Source organism: Roseateles sp. P2_H4, assembly GCF_056403315.1.
The window spans coordinates 1-23,014 of record NZ_JBFUFR010000051.1 but is presented as its reverse complement, the minus strand read 5'-3'; the positions used below and the strand labels follow the sequence as shown (position 1 = coordinate 23,014).

At 68.4% G+C, this 23,014-nt stretch carries 26 protein-coding genes; 21 read left to right on the top strand and 5 right to left on the bottom strand.

Annotated features, from left to right (window positions below; all coding sequences use genetic code 11):
• Positions 1-25: 25 nt before the first annotated feature.
• The 11 genes from ccmA (at position 26) to AC1DW3_RS27075 (ending at position 8,370) form a co-directional block, all read left to right on the top strand.
• A complete protein-coding gene (gene ccmA, locus AC1DW3_RS27125; RefSeq protein WP_477936772.1) occupies positions 26-646 on the top strand; it encodes a heme ABC exporter ATP-binding protein CcmA in 621 nt (206 codons plus the stop codon).
• Complete coding sequence (gene ccmB, locus AC1DW3_RS27120) at positions 646-1,308, top strand: heme exporter protein CcmB (RefSeq protein WP_477936770.1); 663 nt, start codon at positions 646-648, stop codon at positions 1,306-1,308. The genes ccmA and ccmB overlap by 1 nt, the downstream gene beginning before the upstream one ends.
• Positions 1,309-2,061: a heme ABC transporter permease CcmC gene (gene ccmC, locus AC1DW3_RS27115; RefSeq protein WP_477936768.1), complete on the top strand. Its 753-nt coding sequence runs from the start codon at positions 1,309-1,311 to the stop codon at positions 2,059-2,061.
• On the top strand, positions 2,058-2,156 hold the full coding sequence (gene ccmD / locus AC1DW3_RS27110) for a heme exporter protein CcmD (RefSeq protein ID WP_477936766.1): 99 nt from the start codon (positions 2,058-2,060) through the stop codon (positions 2,154-2,156). The genes ccmC and ccmD overlap by 4 nt, the downstream gene beginning before the upstream one ends.
• Positions 2,153-2,575 carry a cytochrome c maturation protein CcmE gene (ccmE, locus tag AC1DW3_RS27105; protein WP_477936764.1) on the top strand — a complete coding sequence of 141 codons (423 nt, stop codon included), beginning with the start codon at positions 2,153-2,155 and terminating at the stop codon, positions 2,573-2,575. The genes ccmD and ccmE overlap by 4 nt, the downstream gene beginning before the upstream one ends.
• A complete protein-coding gene (locus tag AC1DW3_RS27100; RefSeq protein WP_477936762.1) occupies positions 2,572-4,503 on the top strand; it encodes a heme lyase CcmF/NrfE family subunit in 1,932 nt (643 codons plus the stop codon). Before ccmE ends, AC1DW3_RS27100 begins: the two co-directional genes overlap by 4 nt.
• Positions 4,500-5,024, top strand: a complete 525-nt coding sequence (locus AC1DW3_RS27095; protein WP_477936760.1) for a DsbE family thiol:disulfide interchange protein — start codon at positions 4,500-4,502, stop codon at positions 5,022-5,024. The genes AC1DW3_RS27100 and AC1DW3_RS27095 overlap by 4 nt, the downstream gene beginning before the upstream one ends.
• Positions 5,017-5,379: a cytochrome c-type biogenesis protein gene (locus tag AC1DW3_RS27090; RefSeq protein WP_477936758.1), complete on the top strand. Its 363-nt coding sequence runs from the start codon at positions 5,017-5,019 to the stop codon at positions 5,377-5,379. Before AC1DW3_RS27095 ends, AC1DW3_RS27090 begins: the two co-directional genes overlap by 8 nt.
• Positions 5,376-6,002 (top strand): tetratricopeptide repeat protein, encoded by a 627-nt coding sequence (locus AC1DW3_RS27085; RefSeq protein ID WP_477936756.1) that lies wholly within the window; start codon positions 5,376-5,378, stop codon positions 6,000-6,002. The genes AC1DW3_RS27090 and AC1DW3_RS27085 overlap by 4 nt, the downstream gene beginning before the upstream one ends.
• 44 nt (positions 6,003-6,046) lie before the next feature.
• Positions 6,047-7,372 carry a chromate efflux transporter gene (gene chrA, locus AC1DW3_RS27080; protein ID WP_477936754.1) on the top strand — a complete coding sequence of 442 codons (1,326 nt, stop codon included), beginning with the start codon at positions 6,047-6,049 and terminating at the stop codon, positions 7,370-7,372.
• Between the two features lie 62 nt (positions 7,373-7,434).
• Complete coding sequence (locus AC1DW3_RS27075) at positions 7,435-8,370, top strand: glycoside hydrolase family 88 protein (protein WP_477936752.1); 936 nt, start codon at positions 7,435-7,437, stop codon at positions 8,368-8,370.
• On the opposite strand, the gene AC1DW3_RS27070 is transcribed toward AC1DW3_RS27075, so the two are convergent.
• On the bottom strand, positions 8,367-9,068 hold the full coding sequence (locus tag AC1DW3_RS27070) for a hypothetical protein (protein ID WP_477936750.1): 702 nt from the start codon (positions 9,066-9,068) through the stop codon (positions 8,367-8,369). The two genes, AC1DW3_RS27075 and AC1DW3_RS27070, sit on opposite strands and share 4 nt — an antisense overlap.
• A 252-nt stretch (positions 9,069-9,320) precedes the next feature.
• Between AC1DW3_RS27070 and AC1DW3_RS27065 the strand changes: the two genes are divergently transcribed.
• The 3 genes from AC1DW3_RS27065 to AC1DW3_RS27055 are packed head-to-tail and all read left to right on the top strand — an operon-like array spanning position 9,321 to position 13,026.
• Positions 9,321-11,957 (top strand): TonB-dependent receptor, encoded by a 2,637-nt coding sequence (locus tag AC1DW3_RS27065; RefSeq protein ID WP_477936748.1) that lies wholly within the window; start codon positions 9,321-9,323, stop codon positions 11,955-11,957.
• A gap of 43 nt (positions 11,958-12,000) precedes the next feature.
• The gene (locus tag AC1DW3_RS27060) at positions 12,001-12,795 is read left to right on the top strand and encodes a hypothetical protein (protein WP_477936746.1); all 795 of its coding nucleotides are present in this window, start codon (positions 12,001-12,003) and stop codon (positions 12,793-12,795) included.
• A 48-nt stretch (positions 12,796-12,843) separates the two neighbouring features.
• Entirely contained in the window at positions 12,844-13,026 is a 183-nt protein-coding gene (locus tag AC1DW3_RS27055) for a hypothetical protein (protein ID WP_477936744.1), read from the top strand.
• 84 nt (positions 13,027-13,110) lie between these two features.
• On the opposite strand, the gene AC1DW3_RS27050 is transcribed toward AC1DW3_RS27055, so the two are convergent.
• Genes AC1DW3_RS27050 through AC1DW3_RS27035 form a run of 4 tightly spaced genes read right to left on the bottom strand, consistent with a single transcriptional unit; the run spans position 13,111 to position 17,681 of the window.
• On the bottom strand, positions 13,111-14,766 hold the full coding sequence (locus AC1DW3_RS27050) for a hybrid sensor histidine kinase/response regulator (RefSeq protein WP_477936742.1): 1,656 nt from the start codon (positions 14,764-14,766) through the stop codon (positions 13,111-13,113).
• Positions 14,763-15,218 (bottom strand): response regulator, encoded by a 456-nt coding sequence (locus AC1DW3_RS27045; RefSeq protein ID WP_477936740.1) that lies wholly within the window; start codon positions 15,216-15,218, stop codon positions 14,763-14,765. Before AC1DW3_RS27045 ends, AC1DW3_RS27050 begins: the two co-directional genes overlap by 4 nt.
• A complete protein-coding gene (locus tag AC1DW3_RS27040; protein WP_477936738.1) occupies positions 15,184-16,656 on the bottom strand; it encodes a sensor histidine kinase in 1,473 nt (490 codons plus the stop codon). Before AC1DW3_RS27040 ends, AC1DW3_RS27045 begins: the two co-directional genes overlap by 35 nt.
• Positions 16,653-17,681, bottom strand: coding sequence for an ABC transporter substrate-binding protein (locus AC1DW3_RS27035; RefSeq protein WP_477936736.1), 1,029 nt, complete (start codon positions 17,679-17,681; stop codon positions 16,653-16,655). Before AC1DW3_RS27035 ends, AC1DW3_RS27040 begins: the two co-directional genes overlap by 4 nt.
• Positions 17,682-17,925: 244 nt before the next feature.
• Here AC1DW3_RS27035 and AC1DW3_RS27030 point away from each other — a divergent pair, with 244 nt between their 5' ends.
• The 7 genes from AC1DW3_RS27030 (at position 17,926) to AC1DW3_RS27000 (ending at position 22,892) form a co-directional block, all read left to right on the top strand.
• Entirely contained in the window at positions 17,926-18,594 is a 669-nt protein-coding gene (locus AC1DW3_RS27030) for a methyltransferase (protein ID WP_477936734.1), read from the top strand.
• Between the two features lie 108 nt (positions 18,595-18,702).
• Entirely contained in the window at positions 18,703-19,866 is a 1,164-nt protein-coding gene (locus AC1DW3_RS27025) for a hypothetical protein (protein WP_477936732.1), read from the top strand.
• Positions 19,857-20,687: an arginase family protein gene (locus AC1DW3_RS27020; RefSeq protein ID WP_477936730.1), complete on the top strand. Its 831-nt coding sequence runs from the start codon at positions 19,857-19,859 to the stop codon at positions 20,685-20,687. Before AC1DW3_RS27025 ends, AC1DW3_RS27020 begins: the two co-directional genes overlap by 10 nt.
• 180 nt (positions 20,688-20,867) lie before the next feature.
• On the top strand, positions 20,868-21,179 hold the full coding sequence (locus tag AC1DW3_RS27015; protein ID WP_477936728.1) for a hypothetical protein: 312 nt from the start codon (positions 20,868-20,870) through the stop codon (positions 21,177-21,179).
• A gap of 117 nt (positions 21,180-21,296) precedes the next feature.
• Positions 21,297-21,743 (top strand): hypothetical protein, encoded by a 447-nt coding sequence (locus AC1DW3_RS27010; RefSeq protein ID WP_477936726.1) that lies wholly within the window; start codon positions 21,297-21,299, stop codon positions 21,741-21,743.
• A 99-nt stretch (positions 21,744-21,842) separates the two neighbouring features.
• On the top strand, positions 21,843-22,049 hold the full coding sequence (locus AC1DW3_RS27005; RefSeq protein WP_477936724.1) for a hypothetical protein: 207 nt from the start codon (positions 21,843-21,845) through the stop codon (positions 22,047-22,049).
• Between the two features lie 72 nt (positions 22,050-22,121).
• Positions 22,122-22,892 (top strand): SDR family NAD(P)-dependent oxidoreductase, encoded by a 771-nt coding sequence (locus AC1DW3_RS27000; protein WP_477936722.1) that lies wholly within the window; start codon positions 22,122-22,124, stop codon positions 22,890-22,892.
• Positions 22,893-23,014: the final 122 nt, after the last annotated feature.

The following is a 23,014-nucleotide window of genomic DNA, read 5'->3' as shown; positions in this document are numbered from 1 at the left end:
GGGCCCGCTGCCTAGAGTGGCGGGCATGTCCCTCACCCCCGCCTCGCTTGCCACGCCGCCCGTGCTCATCCTGCAGCGCGTCGGCCAGTCGCGCGGCGCGCGGCCGCTGTTCGAGGGGCTGGACCTGGCCCTGCATCCGGGCCAGCTGCTGTGGGTGCAGGGTGCCAACGGCAGTGGCAAAACCAGCCTGCTGCGCCTGATCTGCGGCTTGAGCGCGCCGCGCGCCGGGCGGGTGCATGTGGAGCGAGAACTGCTCTACATCGGCCACCGGCCCGGACTCAAGGACGTGCTGTCCGTCATCGAGCAGCTGCGCAGCAGCGCGGCGCTGGCCGGTCGGCCCTGCAGCGAAGGCGAGGCGCTGGCGGCACTGGCGCCCGTCGGCCTCGACGACGCCGCCGGCCTGCGCCTGGCGCAGTTGTCCGAAGGCCAGCGCCGCCGCGCTGCGCTGGCCCAGCTGTGGCTGCCCCGGGTCGCACCGCTGTGGGTGCTGGACGAACCGCTGGCCGCGCTGGACTCGGCAATGGCCGACCGCCTGGCCCAGCGCCTGGACCGCCATGCGGACGAAGGCGGCAGCGTCGTCTTCACCAGCCACCAGGCCCTGCCTCTCAAGCGCAGCGTCCGCAGCCTGCAGCTCGGGAGGCCCTGATGGGCGCCGCCCTTCAAGCCGCCGCGGCGCTGGCCCGGCGGGAGTGGTCCAGCACGCTGCGCCAGCCGGCCGAATGGCTGACGCCGCTGGGCTTCGTCGTCGGCGTGGCCGCCATGTTCCCCTTGGGCCTGGGCCCCGACCCGGCGCGGTTGCGCGAGCTGGCACCGGGCCTGCTGTGGATCGCCGCCCTGCTGGCCAGCCTGCTGGCCCTGCCGCGCCTGTTCGCGCCGGACCTGGCGGACGGCAGCCTGGAGCAATGGTGGCTGGCGCCGCTGCCGCGTCCGCTGGCCGTGGCGCTGAAGCTGGCCGTGCATTGGGGTCTGGGCAGCCTGCCACTGGTGCTCGTCACGCCGCTGCTGGCCCTGGCCTTCGGCATTGATGACCCGGTTCCGTTGGCCCTGAGCCTGCTGCTGGGCACGCCGGCCCTGGCCCTGCTCGGCGGCCTGGGCGCCGCCCTGGTGCTGCATGCGCGCGCGGGTGCCGGGCTGCTGGCCCTGCTGCTGCTGCCGCTGGAGGTGCCGGTGCTGGTCTTTGGCACGGCCGCCGCGCAAGGCGGCGCCAATGCCGACACGGCCCTGCTGCTGCTCGGCGCCTGGTTGGCCGTGCTGCTGGCGCTCGCACCCTGGGCCACCTCGGCCGCCCTCTCACTGATGTTGGATTGAATGAGCACGCCCCACCCGCTCTGGCGCTATGCCAGCCCCGCCCATTTCCTGCCGCTGACCGGCCGGCTGCTGCCCGCGCTGTGGGTGCTGGCCGCGCTCGGCATCGTCGCGGGCCTCGTGCTCGGCCTTTTCATCGCGCCCACCGATGCCCAGCAGGGCGAGGCTTACCGCATCCTCTACCTGCATGTGCCGGCGGCGTGGATCGCCATGGTCTGCTACGCCGCCATGGCCTTCTGGGCGCTGTGGGGCCTGGCCTGGAAGACGCGGCTGGCCTTCGTGCTGATGCGTGCCCTCGCACCGACGGGCGCCCTCTTCGCGCTGCTGACGCTGTTGACCGGCTCGCTGTGGGGCCGCCCCACCTGGGGCACCTGGTGGGTCTGGGATGCACGCCTCACTTCGGCCCTGCTGCTGGCCCTGCTCTATGTCGGCTTCATCGCGCTGACCTCGGCCGTCGACACGCCCGACGACCCGCGCCGGGGCGACCAGGCTGGTGCGCTGCTGGCGCTGGTGGGTGCGCTGAACCTGCCGGTGCTGTATTTCTCGGTCAGCTGGTGGAACACCCTGCACCAGGGTGCGTCCCTCAGCACGCGGGGCAGCGCCATCGCGGCTGAGATGCTGGCGGCGCTGCTGCTGTCGACGCTGGGCTTCTGGGCCTATGCCGGTGCGGTCGTGCTGGCGCGCGCCAGGCGGCTGCTGCAGGCCCGCGTCGAATTCGAAGCGCGCTGGCCGCGAGCACTGGGGAGCGTCGCATGAACGAGCTCTTCGGCGCGCATGCGTTCTACGTTTGGAGCTCCCTCGCGGCGGTGGCCGTTGGCATCGCCATCGAACTCTGGAGCCTGAGGCGATGAAACCCCGCCACGCCCGCCTCCTCGGCCTGCTGGCCATGCTGAGCCTGCTTGCACTCGCCGGTGGCCTGGTGCTGAAGGCCTTTCGCCAGAACCTGGTCTTCTTCGTCACGCCCAGCGAGATCGCGCGCGGCGAGGCACCGGCCGGCACGCGGTTTCGCCTCGGCGGCATGGTGTCGCCCGGCTCGGTGCAGCGCGGCGCCGACGGCCTGATGAGCTTCACGGTCACCGACGGTGCACGCGACGTCGCCGTCAGCTACCGCGGCCCGCTGCCCGACCTCTTCCGCGAAGGCAAGGGCGTCGTCGCCCAGGGTCGCCTGGCCGGTCTGGGCTTCATCGCCGACGAGGTGCTGGCCAAGCACGACGAGAACTACATGCCGCCCGAGGCCGCCGCGGCGCTGAAACAGGCGAGTTCGCGATGACACCCGAACTGGGTCAGTTCGCCCTGCTGCTCGCACTCGTGGTGGCCGTCGCGCAAGCCGTGCTGCCGCTGTGGGGCGCGCACGCCGGGCGCGCGCGCTGGATGGCGCTGGTGCGGCCGTTGGCCGGCGTCGGCTTCGGCCTCGTCAGCTTTGCCTTCGCCGCGCTGGTGACGAGCTTCATCCAGCTCGACACCTCGGTTGCCTATGTCGCCGCCAACGCCAGCCGCGAGCTGCCGCTGGGCTATCGCATCACCGCGAGCTGGGGCGGCCATGAGGGCTCGCTGCTGCTGTGGGTGTGGATGCTGTCGGCCTGGGGGGCCCTCGTCGCGGCGCGCAGCAGCGATCTGCCGCCGGCTTTCGCGGCGCGCGTGCAAGGCGTGCTCGGCCTCGTGGCGGCTGGCTTCCTCGCCTTCATCGCCTTCACGTCCAACCCCTTTGCCCGCTTGCTGCCGGCGCCGCTGGAGGGCCGCGACCTGAACCCGCTGCTGCAGGACCCCGGCATGGCGGCCCACCCGCCACTGCTCTATATGGGCTATGTCGGCTTCGCGGTCGGCTTCGCCTTCGCCGTGGCGGCCCTGCTGGAAGACGAGCTCGACGCGCGCTGGACGCGCTGGGCCCGACCCTGGGTGCTGGCGGCCTGGTCGGCGCTGACGGGCGGCATCCTGCTCGGCAGCTTCTGGGCCTATTACGAACTGGGCTGGGGCGGCTTCTGGTTCTGGGACGCCGTCGAGAACGCCGCCTTCATGCCCTGGCTGCTGGGTACGGCCCTCATCCACTCGCTGGCCGTGGCCGAGAAGCGGCCGGGCTTCCTGCGCTGGAGCCTGCTGCTGGCCCTGCTGGCCTTCTCGCTGTCGCTGCTCGGCACCTTCCTCGTGCGCTCGGGCGTGGTCAGCTCGGTCCACGCGTTCGCGAGCGACCCGGCGCGCGGCCTCTTCATCCTCGCGCTGCTGGGTCTGTCGGTCGGCGGCTCGCTGGCCCTGTTCGCCTGGCGCGGCCAGCGCGCCGGGCCGGCCGAAGGCTATGCGCTGGGCTCGCGCGAATCCCTGCTGCTGTTGAACAACCTGCTGCTGGTCACGGCCACCGGTACCGTGCTGCTGGGCACCCTCTACCCGCTGGCGGCCGAGGTCATCAGCGGCACCCGGCTGTCGGTCGGTGCGCCCTATTTCGACACCGTCTTCCCGCCGCTGATGCTGGCGCTGGCGGCCCTGCTGGTGCTGGGCCCGCTGGCGCGCTGGCGGGCCGCCACCTTCACGCATCTCAAGCCGCTGCTGTCGCTGGCCCTCGCGGCCCTGGCCAGTGCCGGCGCCCTGGCGCTGGCGCTGCAGGGCTCGCTGTGGATGGCGGCCGGCGTGGCCACCGGCATCTGGACGCTGGGCGGCACCCTGGCCCTGGCCTGGCGGCAACGCGCGGCCTGGCACCAGGGCCTGCCGCTGTGGCTGGCCCATGCCGGCGTGGGCGTCTTCATCCTCGGCGTGACGCTGGTGCGCAGCCTGGAACAGTCGCATGACCTGCAGCTGGCGCCGGGCGAGCAGGTGCGCGTCGCCGGGCATCTGCTGCATTTCGAGAAGCTGGAGGCCGTGGACGGCGCCAACTACCGCGCCGCTCGTGCAAGCCTGCGCTGGCAACGCGGCGGCGAGGCGGTGCTGCTGGCGCCGGAGAAGCGCGTCTACGCCCGCCGCCAGATGGCCATGACCGAAGCCGCCATCGCCCGCAGCCCCTGGCGCGACATCTACGTCAGCCTGGGCGAAGCCGATGCCGACGGTCGCTGGGCGCTGCGGCTGCAGATCAAGCCCTTCATGGCCTGGGTCTGGATAGGCGCGCTGCTGATGGCCATCGGCGGCCTGTGGGGCGTGCTGGCGCGGCAACGCCGGCCGCGCGGCGCACTGCAGGCCACGCCCCTCATCGTCCCCACGCTGTCCACGCCATGAAGATCGTCGCCCTTGCTCCTCTGATCGGCGCCGCCGCCCTCGTCGCCCTGCTCGGCCGCGGCCTGCTGCAGCGCGACGCCCAGGCCGAGACGACGACCTCGCCGCTGGTCGGCAAGCCGGCACCGGTGCTGGACCTCGAACGCCTGGACGGCGAGGCCCAGGCGCTGCAGGGCCAGGTCTGGGTGCTGAATGTCTTCGCCTCCTGGTGCGCGCCCTGTCGCGCGGAGCTGCCGGTGCTGGGCCAGCTGGCAAGCCAGGGCGGTGTGCGCGTCGTCGGCCTGGACTACCGCGACACGCCTGAGCTGGGCCGCGGCTTTCTACAGCGCCACGGCAACCCCTATGCGCTGACCTGGCTGGACCCGCAGGGCAAGGGCAGCCTGGCCTGGGGCATCACCGGCGTGCCGGAGACCTTCGTCATCGACAAGCGCGGCATCGTGCGGTTGCGGCACACCGGGCCGGTCACGGCCGAGGATCTGAACAAGCGCCTGCTGCCTCTCATCGAAAGGTTGAAGCGTGCGTAGCCTGATCGCCCTCGCCCTGTTGTCCGCCCTTGCCGCGCGGGCCGACGACCTCGACAGCCGCGTCGAGCGCCTGGCCCAGGAACTGCGCTGCGTCGTCTGCCAGAGCCAGAGCGTGGCCGAGTCCAACGCGCCGCTGGCCGTCGACATGAAACGGCAGCTGCGCGAGGGCCTGGCCGCCGGCCGCAGCGAAGAGGAGCTGCGGCAGGAGCTGGTGCAGCGCTATGGCGAGCAGGTGCTCTACCGCCCCGCCCTGCATGCGGGCACCGCACCGCTGTGGTTCGGGCCGCTGGCGCTGCTGGCCATCGGCGCCGGCGTCTATCTGCGCCAGGGCAGGCGGCGCGAGGAGGCGCGATGACTTTCTTCCTTATCGCAGCGACTGCCCTGACGCTGTTCTCCCTGTTGCCCCTCGCGCCGGTCCTGCTGGGGCCTCAAGGGCCACGCGCCTGGCGCACCGCTGCCGTCCTGGGACTGGCACTACCACTGGCCGCCGGCCTGCTTTACGCCCAGCTCGGCCGCCCCGACGCCCTCGACGCACCGGCCCCCGCCGTCAATCCGGTGCAGCAGATGGTGCAGCGCCTGGCCGACCGCCTGCAGCGCGCGCCCGACGACGCCGACGGCTGGGCCCTGCTGGCCCGTGCCTACGAGCAGCTCGGCCGCCCTCAGGACGCCTTGCCCGCCTATGTGCAACTGGAGCGCCTGCGCCCCGCCGACCCGCAGCCGCTGAGCCAGCACGCCGTCACGCTGGCCCTGGTGAAAGGCGTGGGCCTGGGCGGTGAGCCCGAGACGCTGCTGCAACACGCACTCAAGCTCGACCCGAAACACGTGCCGACGCTGGCCCTGCTGGGCAGCGCCGCTGTCGAGCGTGGCGACACGGCAGCGGCCATCGGCTACTGGCGCCGCGTGCTGGCCGAGGTGCCGGCCGACAGCGACATCGCCGCCTCGCTGCGCGACAGCATCGCGAAGGTTCTGGCGCGGTGAGCAGGGCCTACATTGCGGCTGACCGTTTTCAGCCCGGAGCCCCCGTGATCGACGCGCCGCAACCCATCGCCTTCTGGGAAGCCTTTCGCTTCTGGCTCAAGCTCGGCTTCATCAGCTTTGGCGGGCCCGCGGGGCAGATCGCCATCATGCACACCGAGCTGGTCGAGCGCCGCCGCTGGATCAGCGAGCGGCGCTTTCTGCATGCGCTGAACTACTGCATGGTGCTGCCCGGCCCCGAGGCCCAGCAGCTCGCCACCTATATCGGCTGGCTGATGCACCGCAGCTGGGGCGGCATCGTCGCCGGCGCGCTGTTCGTGCTGCCGTCGCTGTTCATCCTCATCGCGTTGTCGTGGGTGTATCTCGCCTACGGCAAGCTGCCCGTCGTGGCAGGCCTGTTCTACGGCCTCAAGCCCGCCGTGACGGCCCTGGTCGTGCACGCCGCTCACCGCATCGGCACGCGGGCGCTGAAGAACGGCTGGCTGTGGGGTATTGCCGCCGCAGCCTTTGTCGCCATCTTTGCGCTGGACGCGCCCTTTCCGCTGATCGTGCTGGCCGCCGGCCTCATCGGCCACTTCGGCGGCCGGCGCGCGCCTCAGGTCTTTGCCCTTGGCGGCGGCCATGGTGCAGCCAGGCAGGGCTACGGACCGGCGCTGATCGACGACGACACACCCACCCCGCCGCACGCCCTCTTCACCCGCGCGCGACTCCTCCGCGTGCTGGCCATCGGCCTCGGGCTGTGGCTGGCTGCCACGGCCGGCCTCGTCGCCGCCTACGGCCTGCAGGGCGCGCTGACGCAGATGGGCTGGTTCTTCACCAAGGCCGCGCTGCTGACCTTTGGCGGCGCCTACGCCGTGCTGCCCTATGTCTACCAGGGCGCCGTCGAGCAGCACCAGTGGCTGACCGGCGCGCAGATGATCGATGGCCTGGCCCTGGGCGAGACGACGCCGGGGCCGCTGATCATGGTGGTGGCCTTCGTCGGCTTTGTCGGCGGCTGGACGAAGCAGCTCTTCGGGCCCGACTCGCTGTTCCTCGCTGGCGCAGCGGCAGCCAGCGTCGTCACCTTCTTCACCTTCCTGCCGTCCTTCGTCTTCATCCTGGCCGGCGGCCCCCTCATCGAGTCCACCCACGGCAAGCTGCAGTTCACCGCACCGCTGACCGCCATCACGGCCGCCGTCGTCGGCGTGATCCTGAATCTCGCCATGTTCTTCGCGTGGCATGTGCTGTGGCCGCAGGGCTGGAGCGGGCACTTCGACTGGGTGTCGGCGCTGATCGCCGTGGGCGCCGGTATCGCGCTGTTCCGCTTCAAGCTGGGCGTCATGCCGCTGCTGGGCCTGTGCGCGGCCATCGGCCTGGGGGTGACCGCGCTGTGAGGCGCCGGCAGGCCTGCATTGCCTTGGGTGCGCTGGCCAGCAGCATGTCCAAGGCGGCCCGGGTGCCCGCAAGCGAAGCGCTCGTCATCGCAACACAGTACGTCGCCACGGCTGAGCCGCACTACGTCAACACGCTGCTGATCTCGGCACAGAGGCGCCTGGGCCAGCCCGGGATGGCGCGCAAGGCTACGGCAGCGTTGCGCGAGGCCGTCGGCGCACCGGGCTACGCCTTGCCCGCCGATTGGCCGCGCCTGGCCGGCTATGCCGCGTTGGCGGAGGCGGCCACGCTCGATGGCGACACGGCGGCCGGCGCACTGGCCGTGCAGGCGCTGCGCTCGGTGCTGGGCGACACCACCCTCACCGGCCTGCGCCCGTGGACGGACGACATGTTCATGGCCACGCTGCTGCTGGATCGCACCGCACCGCTGCTGCCGGCGCCTGAACGCGCCCACGCGGCCGGCGCGTTGGGCAGTGCCCTGCTGGGTCTATCGACACGACTGCAACGGCCGGACGGTCTCTTCGATCATGCCGAGGCCTCCCCGGTCGCCTGGGGCCGTGGCAATGGCTTCGCATCCCTCGCTCTTTCCGTGGCGCTCACCGGCCCGCTGCGGGGCTCAAGCACCGAAGCGCCTTTGCTCGCCCGCCTGCAGGGCCATCTGCGCGCGCTGCTGCCGCTGCAAGGCGCCGACGGCCTGTGGCGCCAGGTGCTGGATCGACCCGAGGCTCAACCCGAGCTGACAGTGACGGCGATGAGCCTGACGGCACTTGCCCTGGCGCGCCGCCACGGTTGGCTGCCAGCCGATGCCGCCGATGCGGCCATCACGCGCGCCTGGGCGGGCGTGCAATCGCGCATCGATGCCAACGGCGGCTTCCGCGATGTCTGCGCTGGGACGCCGGCCGGGCCAACGCTGGACTTCTATCTGCAGCGGCGGATCGTGAACGGCCGTGACGAGCGCGCGGCGGCGATGGTGCTGCTGGCAGCGATCTCCGTGGCCTAGCTTCCCTGGCGCAACAGCGCCTTGGCCGCCTCGATGCGCAGGGCCAGCGCCACCGTCTCGTCGTTCAGCACCTGCTGCAGGAAGCGCTTCGGGTCCAGGTCTGCGCCCGACACCTTCGCGACGGGCCCCGGGGATGCCAAGGCCACGGGCTGCAGCTCCTGCAGCACGGCCTCGAAAGCCGCTGGCTTGATGCACGCCAGCCGCGCGAGCAGGTCGGCCTGCCCGTCGACGCCCGGCGGGATGTCCAGCCACGGCGTGTCCGCAAACACCGGCGCAAGGTCGGGCGCCACGAAGGCCGACCAGTTGCCGGTCGACGCCTGCTCCGCGGGCACGAGGGCTGCGTCAAAAGACGGCCCCGCGACCGACGGGCTCAGGCGCAGGCGCGCAGGGGCGATGCCGGCCAGATAGCGGGACTGCAGATGGACGAGAAACGCCGCTGCGCCTGACGCGCTCACCGGCTGCTGCAGCGAGAACCACAGCTGCAGTCCGTCGGTGCCCGACACGGCGATGGCCGGCGCCGGCATCTCGCAGTCCGTTTGCACGCCGCGCCAGACCTTGGACAGCACGTCCCAGTCGGCGGGGCCGGCGAGCTCCAGCACCATCGCCCGCACCTGGCCCGCCGCGTCGATCAAGCCCTCGCCAGAATCTGGCGAAGGCAGCAAAAACAAACGACGCAATTCGGACTGCAGACGGTTCATGGCTCAGGGTGATGGGCAGGCCGGACGAATCTACCGCAAGCCGTCCCCGGGGGAACCCCATGCCCGAGCTATGCCTTTTCGCCCTTCAACCATCGCGTCGGGACATAGCGCGAGGCCACACCACAACACTTCCGAAAACACGATAGCTGCGGGCAAATAAGTCATACGTTTGGCATGTAACCGCTCCGTACCATTTTTCTCAGCCGGCCCCTCAGAGGGCCGTCTTCATTAAAAAAGCCTACGGAGACTTCCATGCCAAAGACCCCTTTCAAGCCGAACCGGCTTGCCCTTCTGCTGCCCGCCTTCGTGCTGCTGCCCGCAGCGGCCCAGACCGCACCCGCTGACAGCGATGCCAGCAAGCTGGACACCGTCATCGTCAGTGGCATCCGTGCCTCGGTGCGCAAGGCGCTGGACACCAAGGAGGCGTCCAACAGCATGGTCGAGGTCATCGCCTCCGAGGACATCGGCAAGCTGCCCGACACGACCATCGCCGAGTCGCTCGCCCGCCTGCCAGGCCTGTCGGCCGGCATCGACCGCGGCAATGCCAGCCAGATCGTCGCGCGCGGCCTGGGCCCGCGCTTCGTCGGCGCGACGCTGAACGGCCGCGAGTTCGCCTCCTCCGAACCCGACCGCGCGGTGCGCTTCGAGATGTTCCCGGCCGAGTCGGTGTCGGGTGCCACGGTCTACAAGACCCAGTCGGCCGAGATCGTCGAGGGCGGTATCGCGACCACCATCGACCTGCAGACCGTGCAGCCCCTGGCCTACCGCGAGCGCACCATCTCGCTGAAGGCTGACGCCCTCTACTACCAACTCGGCAAGGACATCCAGGGCGCCAAGAAATACGCGCCGCGCGTGGGCGGCATCTACGTCGACCAGTTCCTCGACCGCACCCTCGGCGTGGCCCTGGCCTTCAGCTACTACGACCAGCCCTCGCTCGAGGACCGCGTAGACAACTGGGGCTTCAATGAAGACCACTCCGCCGACGTGACCGGCGACGGCAAGGTCGACAAGACGCCCTGGGGCTTCCAAAACGGCGTCAAGAAGGGCACCGACAAGCGCTCCAGCCTGCTGGGCAAGGTCGAATACAAACCCAACAGTGCGGTCGCCATCACCGGCGACGTCTACGCGGCGCGCTCCAACATCCTCGAGCCGACGCTCGTGCACGTGGAAGGCAATGTCGGCAACTGGGACGGCTGGCAGAGCGGCGCCTTCAGCAAGGTCTCGACCGACGGCGGCTATGTGACCGGCGCGACGGTGTCGGGCGTGAACCTGGACAACCTGAACGCGCGCTGGAAGCAGAACATGCGCAACTTCGCGGCAGGGCTCAATGGCAAGTTCAAGCTCGACGACTGGCAGCTGGACGCCGACATCGCCCGCTCCACCGCCGGCCGCGACACGATGTGGACGGCCGTGCAGATGAGCATGCTGCAGCCCGGCTCGGTGACCTGGAGCTTCCCGCGCGACGGCTGGATGACCTATGGCTTCAGCGCCGACAGCGGCAACCCGGCCAACTTCTCCACCAACGTGACCGAGCAATGGGGGCCGACCTATGCCGGCAAGCTCAACGACTCGCTGAATTCCCAGCAGTTCAACGCCAGCCGCGCCGTGAAGTGGGGCGACGTCAACAAGCTCAAGTTCGGCCTGCGCGCCACGCAGCGTGACAAGTCCTATGCCCAGACCTCGTGGAACTACGCCGCTGCGGCCACCATCCCGACCAGCGCCTTCCAGCGCGTGACGGTTGCCGGCCGGCCCGACTTCATCGAGTTCGCCGAAGGTTTCGACGCCGCCGTGCCCAAGTACTTCGGCGCCAGCACGCTGAGCGCCGACGGCCGCAGCCCCACCGCCAGCGACCAGGTGCAGAACAGCTGGCGCGCCAAGGAAAGCAGCAGTGCCGCCTTCGCCCAGGCCGACCTGAACGGCAGCGCCTTTGGCGACATGAGCTACCGCGGCAACGTCGGCCTGCGCGCCGTGCGCACCAGCCAGACCGGCTATGGCATGGAGCAGGTCAACGGCGGCGCGCTGACGCCCGTCTCGGCCGGCACCAGCTACACCCGCTTCCTGCCCAGCCTCAACCTCATCCTCAATCTGGATGCGGAGGACGTGAACCAGCTGCGCTTCGGCGTCTCGCGCGCCATGGCCCGCGCGCCGCTGGACGTCATGAACGCGGCCCACACCGTCAGCATCGACCCCAACGGCGTCAACCCGACGACGGTGTCTGGCGGCAACCCGCAGCTCAAGCCCATGATGGCCAGCCAGGTCGACCTGACCTTCCAGCGCTACTTCGACAAGGACAGCCTCGTCTCCGTGGGCCTGTTCTACAAGAAGATCAGCGACTACATCGGCATCGCCTCGGTGGCCGGCACATTCAACGGCAAGGCGGCCTATTACACGAGCCAGGTCAACCGCGATGGCGGCAACGTCAAGGGCATCGAGCTGGTCTACCAGCAGGCCTTCACCACCCTGCCCGCGCCGTGGAACAGCTTGGGGCTGATGGCCAACTACACCTACAGCGACAGCAACATCAAGGAGAACGGCGACCGCAGCGGCGGCACGTTCACGCCCATCGCCACCAATGGCCTGATGAAGAGCAATGGCGGCCTGACCTTCTGGTACGCCCGCAACGGCTTCGAGGCCCGCCTGGCCGCCAACCACCACTCGGCCTACAACCGCGCCCCGACCTGGGACTCGACCGCCTTCCAGTTGAACAGCGCCGAGACCTGGGTGTCGGCCAATGTGTCGCAGCAGATCACACCGCAGCTGCAGGCGCGCTTCGGTGTCGAGAACGCGACCAACCAGCGCGTCACCTACACCGACCCGCTCAACCCCTGGCACCAGAGCAACTTCCAGTTCGGGCGGCGTTTCAATGTGGGGCTGACCTACAAGCTGTGATGACACAGGGCAAGGCAGTGCTGGCATGCATTAGCCTTGCCGCATGCTCAGAACGCTTGCCCTGGCCCTGCTCGGCCTCTGCTTGACGCAGGCGGCCCGCTCCGAAGAGACCGAGCCGCTGGACTGCCCGCACTGCGGGACCTGGGCCATTCACCTGGCGTCTCCTTCCGGCTATGTCGGCGAGGAGATGGTGGTGTCTGCCACCCAGGTGTCTCTGCCGGGCTGCGGCGAGTTCGATGCAGAACTCAAGAACCAGCAGATCACCGTCCAAGGCCAGCACCGCAGCTACAAGGTCACGCTGGCGCTCAAGCCGAGGGGCGCGACGCGGCTGTGCGAGGCCGGCGATCAGGCTCGCCTGCGGCTGGAGGCCGTGATCTCGGTGGGATACCGGGCCGACGGGAGCCTGGGTGACTTCAACGTCTACAGCGACAAATCGCCACAGCCCCTCTACGGTGCTATGGGCTGGAACTACGCGCGCTACGACCCCTGTGCTTCGGGGTCCGCCTATGGCTCCAACGCCTGCCTGCTGCTTTCCAATGCCAGGCTCATCAAGACCCTCGCCTACGAGTCCGTCTCGGTCTTCTCAGGGAACCCGTCCGGCAACCCATTCAACGCGGCACGCTACGCCGCCGCCACCTTCGATTTCTGCCGGGTCCGTGAGCGGGGGAGGGGCGGTGGCGGGTGGCCCACGGTCTGGGCCCTGGACTGCCAGCATGCCCGTCTGCAAACCAAGCTCGACGAGTTGCGGGCATGGAATGACTGCCGGTCCCAACCGAAACCATCGGCGTGCAAGGCCCCGGACGAGAGCTTCGACAAGTCGCCCAAGCAGGATCAGTAGCCGCCGCCGCGATAGCATGGCCCTTCCCTGCCGTTGTATCGGGACGCCATGAAGCACCCTCTTGTGACCGCCCTCCTCCTCATCGCTGCCCTGGCCTGCTATGGCTTTGGACTGGGAGGCGACATCGCCCTCCTGCTGGCCCTGGGCGCCGTCTTCGAGCTGTGGTTCTGGGCGCGTGCGATGCCGGGCTTTGGTGTGCTGTCCAGCGCGAAACGAAGGAGCCCGGATTGAAGCGCCATCGCCACGTTCAACGTGGGACCGACTGACCCGCCTTGACGAGCTGGTCGGCGCGCAGCGCCCGGCTCGCGACAAGGCTCATCTGGCAGCGGCCAGGAGCCGGCCGACCAGTGCGGTCAGGTCGCGGAACGTGTCTTCCTTTTCGAGCATGGCGCGCACGCCGGCGGCCGCTGCCTGTTCGCGCAATTCGTCAGTGATCAGACCCGAGCTGATCACCACCGGCAATCCGGGGCGGATGGCGGCGATCTCGCGTGCGACGTCAAGGCCTGAGCGGCCAGGCATGTTGTAGTCGGTCACGAACAAATCCACCGCACCCGGCTCGTCGCCGATGGCCTCTAGCGCTGCGGCTGCGTCGGTGAAGCCGCTGCAGCGGTAGCCGGCGCGCTCCAGGAGGCGCTCGACGACCAGCATGACGGTCTCGTCGTCGTCGAGATAGATCACGTGTTCGCCGTGCCCGAGGAGGGGTGCATCCGACAGGCGCTCGACGCTCATCGTCGGCAGCGGCGGGTTGACCGCAGGCAGGTAGAGGTGGAAGGTGCTGCCCTGACCGGGCAGGCTGTCCACGGCAATGCTGCCCTGATGAGCGACGACGATGCCATGGACGACCGACAAGCCCAGGCCCGTGCCCTGACCCGTCGGCTTGGTCGTGAAGAACGGCTCGAAGATCCTCTCGCGTGTCGCGGCGTCCATGCCCATGCCCGTATCGCTCACCCACAAATGGGCGTAGGGGCCGGCGACCAGGCCGGACAGGGCTCGGGCGGTGGCGGCATCCAGATGCGCCGCCTCAAGACCGATGACGATCTTGCCGACCTCGCCACGCAGCGCATGCCAGGCATTCGTGCTCAGATTCATCAGCACCTGCTGGAGCTGGGTGGCGTCGCCATCGACGTGGAGGGGTTCATTGCTCAGGCTCAGCTCCAGCTCAACCCCCGCCGGCAGCGTCACGCGCAGCAAGCCATAGGTTTCGTCGACGATCGGCCGCAGCGCGACGTTGCGCAATTGCTGAGGCTGGCGGCGGCTGAAGGTCAGGATCTGGCGGACGAGGTCGCGCGCGCGCAGGCCGGCCTTCTGGATTTCGCCAAGCATCACCAGCACCGGATGACCGGCATCGACCTCACCCCGCGCGAGCTCGACGTTGCCGAGGATCGCGCCAAGGATGTTGTTGAAATCGTGGGCGATGCCGCCAGCCAGCGTCCCGAGGGACTCCATCTTCTGGGCCTCGCCGAGCTGCGCCTCGAAGCGCCTCAGTTCGGCCTCGGCCTCTCGATGTGCGGCGCGGCGAGCGGCCTGGACGAGTTCGCGCTCGAGCACCGGCGCCAGCCGACTCATGTTGTCCTTCATCACATAGTCGTTGGCACCGGCCTTCATCGCGACCACGGCCGTTTCCTCGCCGATCGTGCCGGAGACAAAGATGAAGGGAATGTCCAGACCGCTGGAGCGGAAGGTGGAGAGCGCCTCCAGGCCGCTGAAGCCTGGCATGCTGAAGTCGGAGATCACTGCATCCCACGGGCCCTGGACAAGGGCTGACTGCAGCGCCGCCAGATCCTGGACGCGGTGGAATTCAGGTGCGAAGCCGGCGCGACGCAGCAGGCGCATCGCCAGGCGGGCGTCGTTTTCCGAGTCCTCGACGGCCAGAACCTTGATCGGCTGTGCGTTCACGGGTTCACCCTTGGCGCTGCGCGCTGTCTCGCCAGGCGGGAGCTGAGCGCCTTCGGGCGGCCGGGCGGCGCTCATGACAAGGCCGGCCGCGGCGGCAATTGGTTGAGAGCGAGCCAGTAGATGCCGAGCACCTTGACCGCCTCGACAAACTCGGTGAAGTCGACGGGCTTGCGAACATAGCTGTTCGCCCCCAGCTTGTAGCCCGAAACGATGTCTTGCTCCTCCTTCGACGAGGTCAGGATCACCGCCGGAAGCAGTGCCGTGCGGGGGTCGGCGCGCAGCGCCTTGAGCACGCCAAGCCCATCCAGCCTGGGCAGCTTCAAGTCGAGGATGATCAGTGTCGGCAGCGGCGCGCCGGCACGATCGGCGTGGGCACCGCGCGCAAATACGAAATCGAGCGCTTCCACGCCGTCACGCGCGACGACCAGCGGATTCATCAGATGGCTGCGCTTGAACGCGCGCAGCGTCAGCGCGACATCGTCCGGGTTGTCCTCAACCAGCAGGATGACCTTGCTCTCGTCGTTCATCGGTTTGCTCCAGGATGCGGAAAAAGAAGCTGGCCCCGCCACCGAGGCTGGCCTGAGCCCAAAGCGGCCAGCCATGACGACGCAGCACGCGCTGAACAATCGCCAGGCCGACGCCCGTGCCCGGGAAATCGCTTTCGTGGTGGAGGCGCTGGAACGCACCGAACAGGCGATCGGCGTAGGCCATGTCGAAGCCTGCACCGTTGTCGGCGACGAAGCAGATCCGGTCCCCGTCCTCATGGCGCATGCCGATGCGGATGACGGCATCGGCGGTCTTGCCGGTGAACTTCCAGGCGTTGTCGAGCAGGTTCTGCAGCGCGATATGGATCAATTCCCGGTCGGCCTGCACCTTGATGCCCTCATCGATCTCCCAGCGCACCCGGCGCTCGGGCTGGGCCCGCGCCAATGCGGCCGCCATCTCGCGGACCATGGCGCTGAGATCGACCTCCTGAATCCGCAGCTCCGCCCTCGTCACCCGCGCCAGCCCGAGCAGTTCATCGATGAGCCGGCCCATGCGCTGGCTGGCGGCGCGGATGCGCTGCAGGTTGTCACGGGCCTCGTCGTCGAGCTTGTCGCCATAGTCCTCGATCAAGGCCAGCGAGAAGCCATCCATGCTGCGGAGCGGGCTGCGCAGGTCGTGTGAGACCGAGTAGCTGAAGGACTCCAGCTCAGTGTTCAGCGAAACAAGTTCGCGATTGCTGAGCTCGAGCCTGCCAAAGGAATCCTGCAACGCGCGCGTCATCGCATCGAAGTGACGCGCCATTTCCCCCAGTTCGTCGGCCGCGCCCACATCGAGCGCGAACGACCAGTTGCCCGCGGCCACCTCACGGGTGGCCTGCTCGAGCTGTGCGATCGGACGGAGCACGTCGCGCCGGAAAATCCAGACGGCTGCCCCCGTGATCAAGGCCATCAACGCCAGCCCCGCGGCCGTCACGAGGACGACCCGCCGCTGGGTCTCATCGATGCGCACGCCCGCATCGTCGATCAGCTGGGCCGCGTCGACGAGGCTCCTTTGCTGCAGGATCAGCAATCGGTTGGACACCTGGATCTCGAAGCGCCGCTGGATCTCGTCGGCGCCACCGCCGCCAGCCTGCGCCGCCTCGACCTCACCGAACAAGCGGTGGCTGGCCTCACCGTTCACGCGCAGTCCGGCCAGCGTCCTAGCCGCGGCTTCATCGACATGGGCAGACCCGGCCAGCAGGCCCTCAAGGCGCTGCCAGACGGCCTGCTCCTGCAATCGGGCGCGTTCGCGGCGGTTGAGCAGGTATTCGAAGGTCACCATGCGCATGTCGTTGAGCGCACTGGCGATCGCGGCGCTGTGGCGGCGCTGCTCGACGGCCGCGCTGACCTGGGTATTGGCCCAGCCGATGCTGGCAGCGATCAGCGCCATGGCGCCGAACATCAGCGCCGCGGCGATCCGGGCCTTGCTGCTGATCTTCACCGCACCACCGTCACCCGTCCCGGGCTCGCGGCCAGCAAGGCCTCGAGACTGAGATGGGACAGGAAGTTAGGCATCGGCTGCACGGGCGCATAACCCCGAGCCATCGCCCAGTCCGCCACGTCTTCGAGCGTGACCAACTGGGCCTGCTGCTGATCGACCTCCAGATTCAGGGCCTGCCAGGCCGGCTCAAGTGCATCGGGGTCGAGCTTCAGGCGTGAGGCCAGCAGCGCCTTCGCCTGCAACGGGTCGCCCTGCACAAAACGCTCGGCATCCAGCAGTGCAAGCAGCAGCCGACGCAAAGCCTCGCCACGGCTTGACAGGAATTCACTGCGGCCGACGAGCACATAGTTCTGGGCATAGGCGTCAGGCGCGCTGAACGAAATGATGGCACTGCCGAGGGCGAGCTCGGCTTCGTGCCGGATCGGCTGCCAGGCGGCGATCGCGTCCACGCTGCCATCGCGCAGCGCGGCAACCAGGCGGGCCGGCGGCAGGTCCACGAGGACGAGTGACTGCGGTGCCAGGTGATGGCGCACCATGAAAGCCCAGAGGAAATACTCGCCGCTGGTACCGAGGGTGACGCCCACGCGGCGTCCCTGCAGACCCCCTGGCGAGCTGATTTCGCGATCGCGACGCGCGAGCACCGCCAACTCGTTGGAGGCGCTCGCCACCACGGCCGCCATGCTCAGCGGTGCCCCCTTGAGCACCTCGATGACGATGGGCACGTCGGCGGCGGCAGCGAGGTCGGCGCCGCCGCGCAAGAGTTCGGCCAAGGCGGCCTTGCCATGGGTTTGCGGCAGCACCGTCACCGCCAGCCCGCGCTCATCGAAGAAGCCCCGCGCTGCGGCGATGTGCAGAAGCCCGGCATGCGGCGCCTGCGGCAGCGCGATCGAGAGCCGCTCGGCCACCAGGGGTTCGCCAGTCCGGCGCCGGCTCAGGCCAAACGCCGCGGCAAGCACGGCGAGCGTGGCCAGACCTGCCAGGTGACGGCGATTCAGACCACGACCCACCGGGGTCGGAGCGCTCATTTGGTCCTCCCGCACCCAACACGCCCAGGCCATGAAGCCACCTGGATAACGGGTTACGTGTTGTCTAGATCCGTTTGAACGAAGAGTACGGGCATGGCTTCCGTCTTGCAAGGCCTGTCGCACGGCGTTCGGCCTAACTTGTCAAAACGGTGGCATCCGGCGTTTTCCCGTTGCCAGCTCACACAAATCCGGCAATGCTTGAACCAGCCGCGCGACGCGGCATTTGTTGCCATGGAGGATGCAGATGGACCTGGCTAGCTTTACAGACCAGTGGCAGGCACAGCGGCAGCAACTCTTCAAGTCCGTACCGCCCGAAGGCCGGACAGTCCGCTATCTGGACAAGGAGTTCCTGGTCTACCCCAACACCTTCTGGCCCTTCGCCGACAGCCTCCCGCTGGTCAGGCATTTCAGGATTGCGCCGGGCGAGACCGTCCTCGACGTGGGCACCGGCTCCGGTGTCATCGGCATCTTCGCCTGCTATCAGGGCGCACGGCGGGTGGTGGGGGTGGACATCAACCCGGCCGCCATCCAGAGCGCCACCCACAACGCCCAGATGCACGGCTTTGCCGGCACCATGACCGTGCTGCAGTCTGATCTGTTCGAAGCCCTGGGCGACGAGCAGTTCGACGTCATCACCGCCAACCTGCCGTTTCGCAACAAGCCGGCGCACGACGTGGTGGCCATGTCGCAGTGGGACACCGACTTCCAGACCAACACCCGCTTCTTCGAAGGCGTGGGCCGGCGCCTGAAGCCCGAGGGACGCATCTATTTTGTGCAGTCCAACTTCGGAGAAATCGAGGCCATCCAGCGTCTCGCGCGGGCGGCTGGCTTGTTCACCGTGGAGTTGGCCAGCGAAGCCACCGACGAAACCCGGCGCCAGCAATTCTTCGTCTACGAAATGACTCGGGCCTGATCGCCACCTCCCCGGGTCTGACCCATAGCGTCCATGGACAGCCTGCTACTGGCCATCAAATCGCGCCGCGCTGTCCCCTGCTCGGAACTGCGCTCAAGGGTTCGGAGAGTGGCCGTCATCCTGTCCGGCTCGCGCGGCGGGTCCAGCCTCTTCAAGGAGTCCCTGGCCCGGCATCCCCGCATCGCTTCGCTGGACGGGGAGTTGGACCCGTTGTTGACCTTGTCGGGCAATGGCTTCAATCAGAACTCCGACAGCGATTGCATAGAGCGCCTGGCCAATGCCGAGGAGTTGGCCAGCAGCGTCCTGGACGAGGTCTCCTTTGTCTCGGCAGACCTCCTTGATGCCGAGGCGCTGCTCAGGAAGTGGAGGAACCGGCTGCTGCTGCAGTTCCCTTCGCACTTTCTGGACGCCGGCGCCGATCACCGCCTGGAACGGTCGCTGGAGGCGGCGTTCAGCCAGTTCGACAGCGGCGACCGCCGCAGCGAAGCCGAGCTTCAGGCGCTGGTGCTCTGCGCCGTGTTCGGCGACGCGCCTTGGCGGATCGGTTACTACGACGGCAAGGCTGCCTGCGGCGCGGGCATCCACTTCGACGAACCCCTGAAGATCGAAGAGCCGCCCTTCGTCGTGCCCACGCTCAGGCGACGGCCCTTCGGCCCGGCCGATGCAGGGGACTCCGTGCTGCTGTTCAAGTCCCCGTCCGACGCCTACCGCATCGGCATGTATGAACAGCTGTTCCCCAACGCCGAGGTGACCTACATCCACCTGACCCGGGGCTTCGCGCAGTCCGTCAACGGCCTGATGGACGGCTGGCTCTACCCGTTGGGATTCTTCTCGCACGACCTCAGCAAGATCGGCTGCGAACTCGCCATTCCAGGCTATTCCGACACCGTGCCCTTCGGCCGCAAGTGGTGGAAGTTCGACCTGCCGCGCAACTGGCGCCAGTTCACCTGCGCGAAGCTGGAGGAGGTGTGCCTGAATCAGTGGTGCTCCATTCACGAAGCCATCCTGCAAAGCGGCGTCTGCACCCTGCGCCTGTCCTTTGAGGACTTCATCGCCGATCCCCTCGCGGCGCTTCGCTCGATCACCGATCACCTGGGCCTGCCCGCCATGACTCCGCCAGCTGCACTGCCCGTCAAGATGGCCACCGAGCCGCCGTCCTCCAGGCGCTGGCATAAAAGACGCCCCTTGTTGCTGGACCTGGGTCGGCGCGCCGAGGTGGGCGAGATGATGGACAGGCTTGGCTATCCCATGGAGCCCGACACATGGCTGTGAATGCAAGGCTTCTGCTGCCCTACCTGATGGGCCAGCGCCGCGACGGCCTGCGCCGTGTACTCGACATCGACTTCCATCCCTGGGAGGTGCTGGCGCCTGCCGGGCTGCAGGCGACGCGGATCGACGACCCCATTGCCAAGCTGCAAAGCCTGGGCAGCCTGTATGGACTGCTGGCCGCGCGTGTTGCCGCGCTGGCCCGCGGCGGCCAACGGCCGGTCAGCATCGCCGGCGACTGCGTCTCCAGCCTCGGCATGCTGGCCGGGTTGCAACAAGCCGGCCAACCGCCCGAGCGCGTGCTCTGGCTCGACGCCCATGGCGACTTCCACACCTGGTCCAGCACCCAAACCCAGTACATCGGCGGCATGCCCCTGGCCATGTTTGTCGGTCGGGTCGACCCCGGCCCCGACCCGCGCAGTCAGGCAGCACTGGCCTGCCTGGCCACCATCGGCGTGCAGGCCTACCCGGAGCGGCAAATCGTTCTCGCCGATGCGCGCGACCTCGACCCCGGCGAACGTGAAGCCCTGCTGAACTCCCGGATCCTGCGCTGTCCGCTCGACGCGGTGCTGGGACAGCTGCAACCGCAGGAGCGCATCTATCTGCACTGGGATACCGACGTCATCGACGACCCCGCCCAGATGCCGGCTCTCAAGTACCACGTCCAGCGCGGCCCCAGCGCCGCGGACATGGCCGCCCTCTTCCGTGCACTGCGCGCCTACAACATCGTCGCCGTCTCTGTTTCTGCATGGCATGAGGAACAGGACGTCGACAACCAGACCGCACAGGCCTGTCTGGAGATCTTGAACACGCTGCTGGACGCCTGAGGCCTTGCCCTTGTGCAGGGATGAGTCGCAACAAGTCATCCGGCGTAACCGGAAACGTCGGCGCGAGCGGCCAGCAGGCATGTCGGGCATTGGATTTGCCCCTCTTCCAGACCAGCAGTGGTTACTGGCACGGCCATGCTGGCCCAACCCTGTCAGTGCCTGACCCAGCAGGAGAAAGTCATGAACATGCGCCGATCCACTTCGTGGCGGACACCCGTCCGCGCGATTGCTGCCGCAGCGACCGTGGTCGCCATCGTCTTGCCCATCACCGCACAAACCCAGACCGCCACCGAGATCTACCAGCAGGAGCGCGCCAACTGCCTGGCCGGCAAGACCCAGCAGTCGCAAGCCGACTGCCTCTACGAAGCCCGCTCGGTGCTGCGCGACCGGCGTGCCGGCGAGTTGCAGCCGAGCGAGTCGAATGCGGTTGCTGCGCCGTCCGGCGACACCGGCAGCGCAGACGCCTTGCCACCGCGCGCAGACCGGCATTGAGCTTCTCGGGCCCACGCCTGGCAAGCCATTTCGCCGAGTTGTGGGCCAAGGCCGAGAGGTGGAAGACCGCGACACGGCTGGCATAGTTGGGGGGCGCCTCATCTCACACCATCATCCGTGGACAAAGCCACCGCCTTCGCCGTCGTTCTGGTGTTGAACACCCTCTGGTTCGGCGCCGGCTTTCAGTACTTCAGCCTCAGGCCGAACGCCGCCGCCAAGCTGCTGGTCCCACCCTCCGCACGCCAGTCGCCGCTGTTTCCAACCATCGCGGCGTCCGTCCGGTTTCTTGGCGGCATGAACTTCGCCTTCGCGGCGTTCGCGGTGCTGTTGCTGCTCAACGGATCGCTCTTTCCGGAGCCCGCGCAGCGCGCGTTGTTCGCCGGGGTCTTCTCGCTGGCACACGCCAGCCAGTTTGTCGCCAACCTGCCGGTGGCGCTCCGAGGTGGACGCATCGGCGAATCGTTTTGGCCGGTGCTGTCCGGCCCCATGCTCTTCATCTTCGTCGTCGACATCACGCTCATGGTCGCGAACGCGGTGCTTGCGGCCGTATTGCTGTCGACGTGATGACGGCAAGGGGCGCTATCGATGCAAGAGACTGAGCCCGCCGTTTGTCTGCGCTGCTCCGAGACCTATCTTCGCGCAGCCGTCCATCTGCGCTCTGTCATGCAGCTCAACAAAATCCCTGCTTCGAAGCGGGTGGCCGCCTTGATGGCGCTGGAGGGCCTCGACTCGGCCACCGCAGAGGCCTGGCTCAAGCACGAAATGCACAAGTCTTGCGAGAAGCGCGAGGCCGACTGCCCGCGCTGTGGCGGCCGCTTGATCACCTGGCAGGCCAAGTGGTGTCAGCACTGCAAGCTGGACTGGCACTGAAGCCCCATCCCCGTCCTCCTTGACGGGCGGAGTAGTCTCCACGGGCCGCGGCACAAGCTCTGAGGACTGCCAATGACCGAAACCACATCGCCTTTTGACCTGAGCGGCCGCGTTGCCATCGTGACCGGCGGCAACGGTGGCATTGGTCGTGCCATCGCCTTGGGCCTGGCCCGCGCGGGCGCGTCGGTGGCTGTGCTGGCCCGCGATGAAGAAAAGAACCGCCTCGTCCTCGCAGAGCTTCAGGCCATCGGAAGGCCGGCGCTCGCCCTCCAATTGGACGTCATGAACCGCGTGGAACTGGCGCCCGCCGTGGCACAGGTCGAGCAAGAGCTCCGAGGGCTGGACATCCTGGTCAACAACGCGGGCATCGCGTCGCCCAACTACGGCGTGCTGAACGAAGCCGCCGAGAGCTGGGACGCCGTGCTTGAAACCAATCTGAACGCCTGCTTCCTGCTGTCGCAGCTGGCCGCCCGATCAATGCTCGGCCGCAAGCGCGGCAAGATCATCAATCTGGCCAGCATGTACTCCTTCTTCGGTTCCGGCTTTCAGCCTGCCTACAGCGCCGCCAAGGGCGCTGTCGTTCAGCTGACCAAGTCCATGGCGATCGAGCTCGCCCCCCACAACATCCAGGTCAATGCCATCGCACCGGGATGGATAGAGACGAACATGACCACTCGCGTCCGGAGCTCGCCGATGAACGATGCAATCCTTGCGCGCACCCCCGCCAACCGCTGGGGAAAGCCCGACGAACTGGTTGGCGCCGCAGTCTTCCTGGCCTCTCAGGCCGCCGACTTCATCACCGGCGTCACGCTGCCCGTCGACGGCGGCTATTCGATTCGCTGAGCCGTTGCCTACAGCCCCGCTGCCCCTGACGCGCCGCCGTCCATCATCAGATGACCACCCAAGACCGAGGGCGAGAAATCAGCCGTGCCGACGGGCTTTCGTCCTTCGGTCCAGGCCTGCAG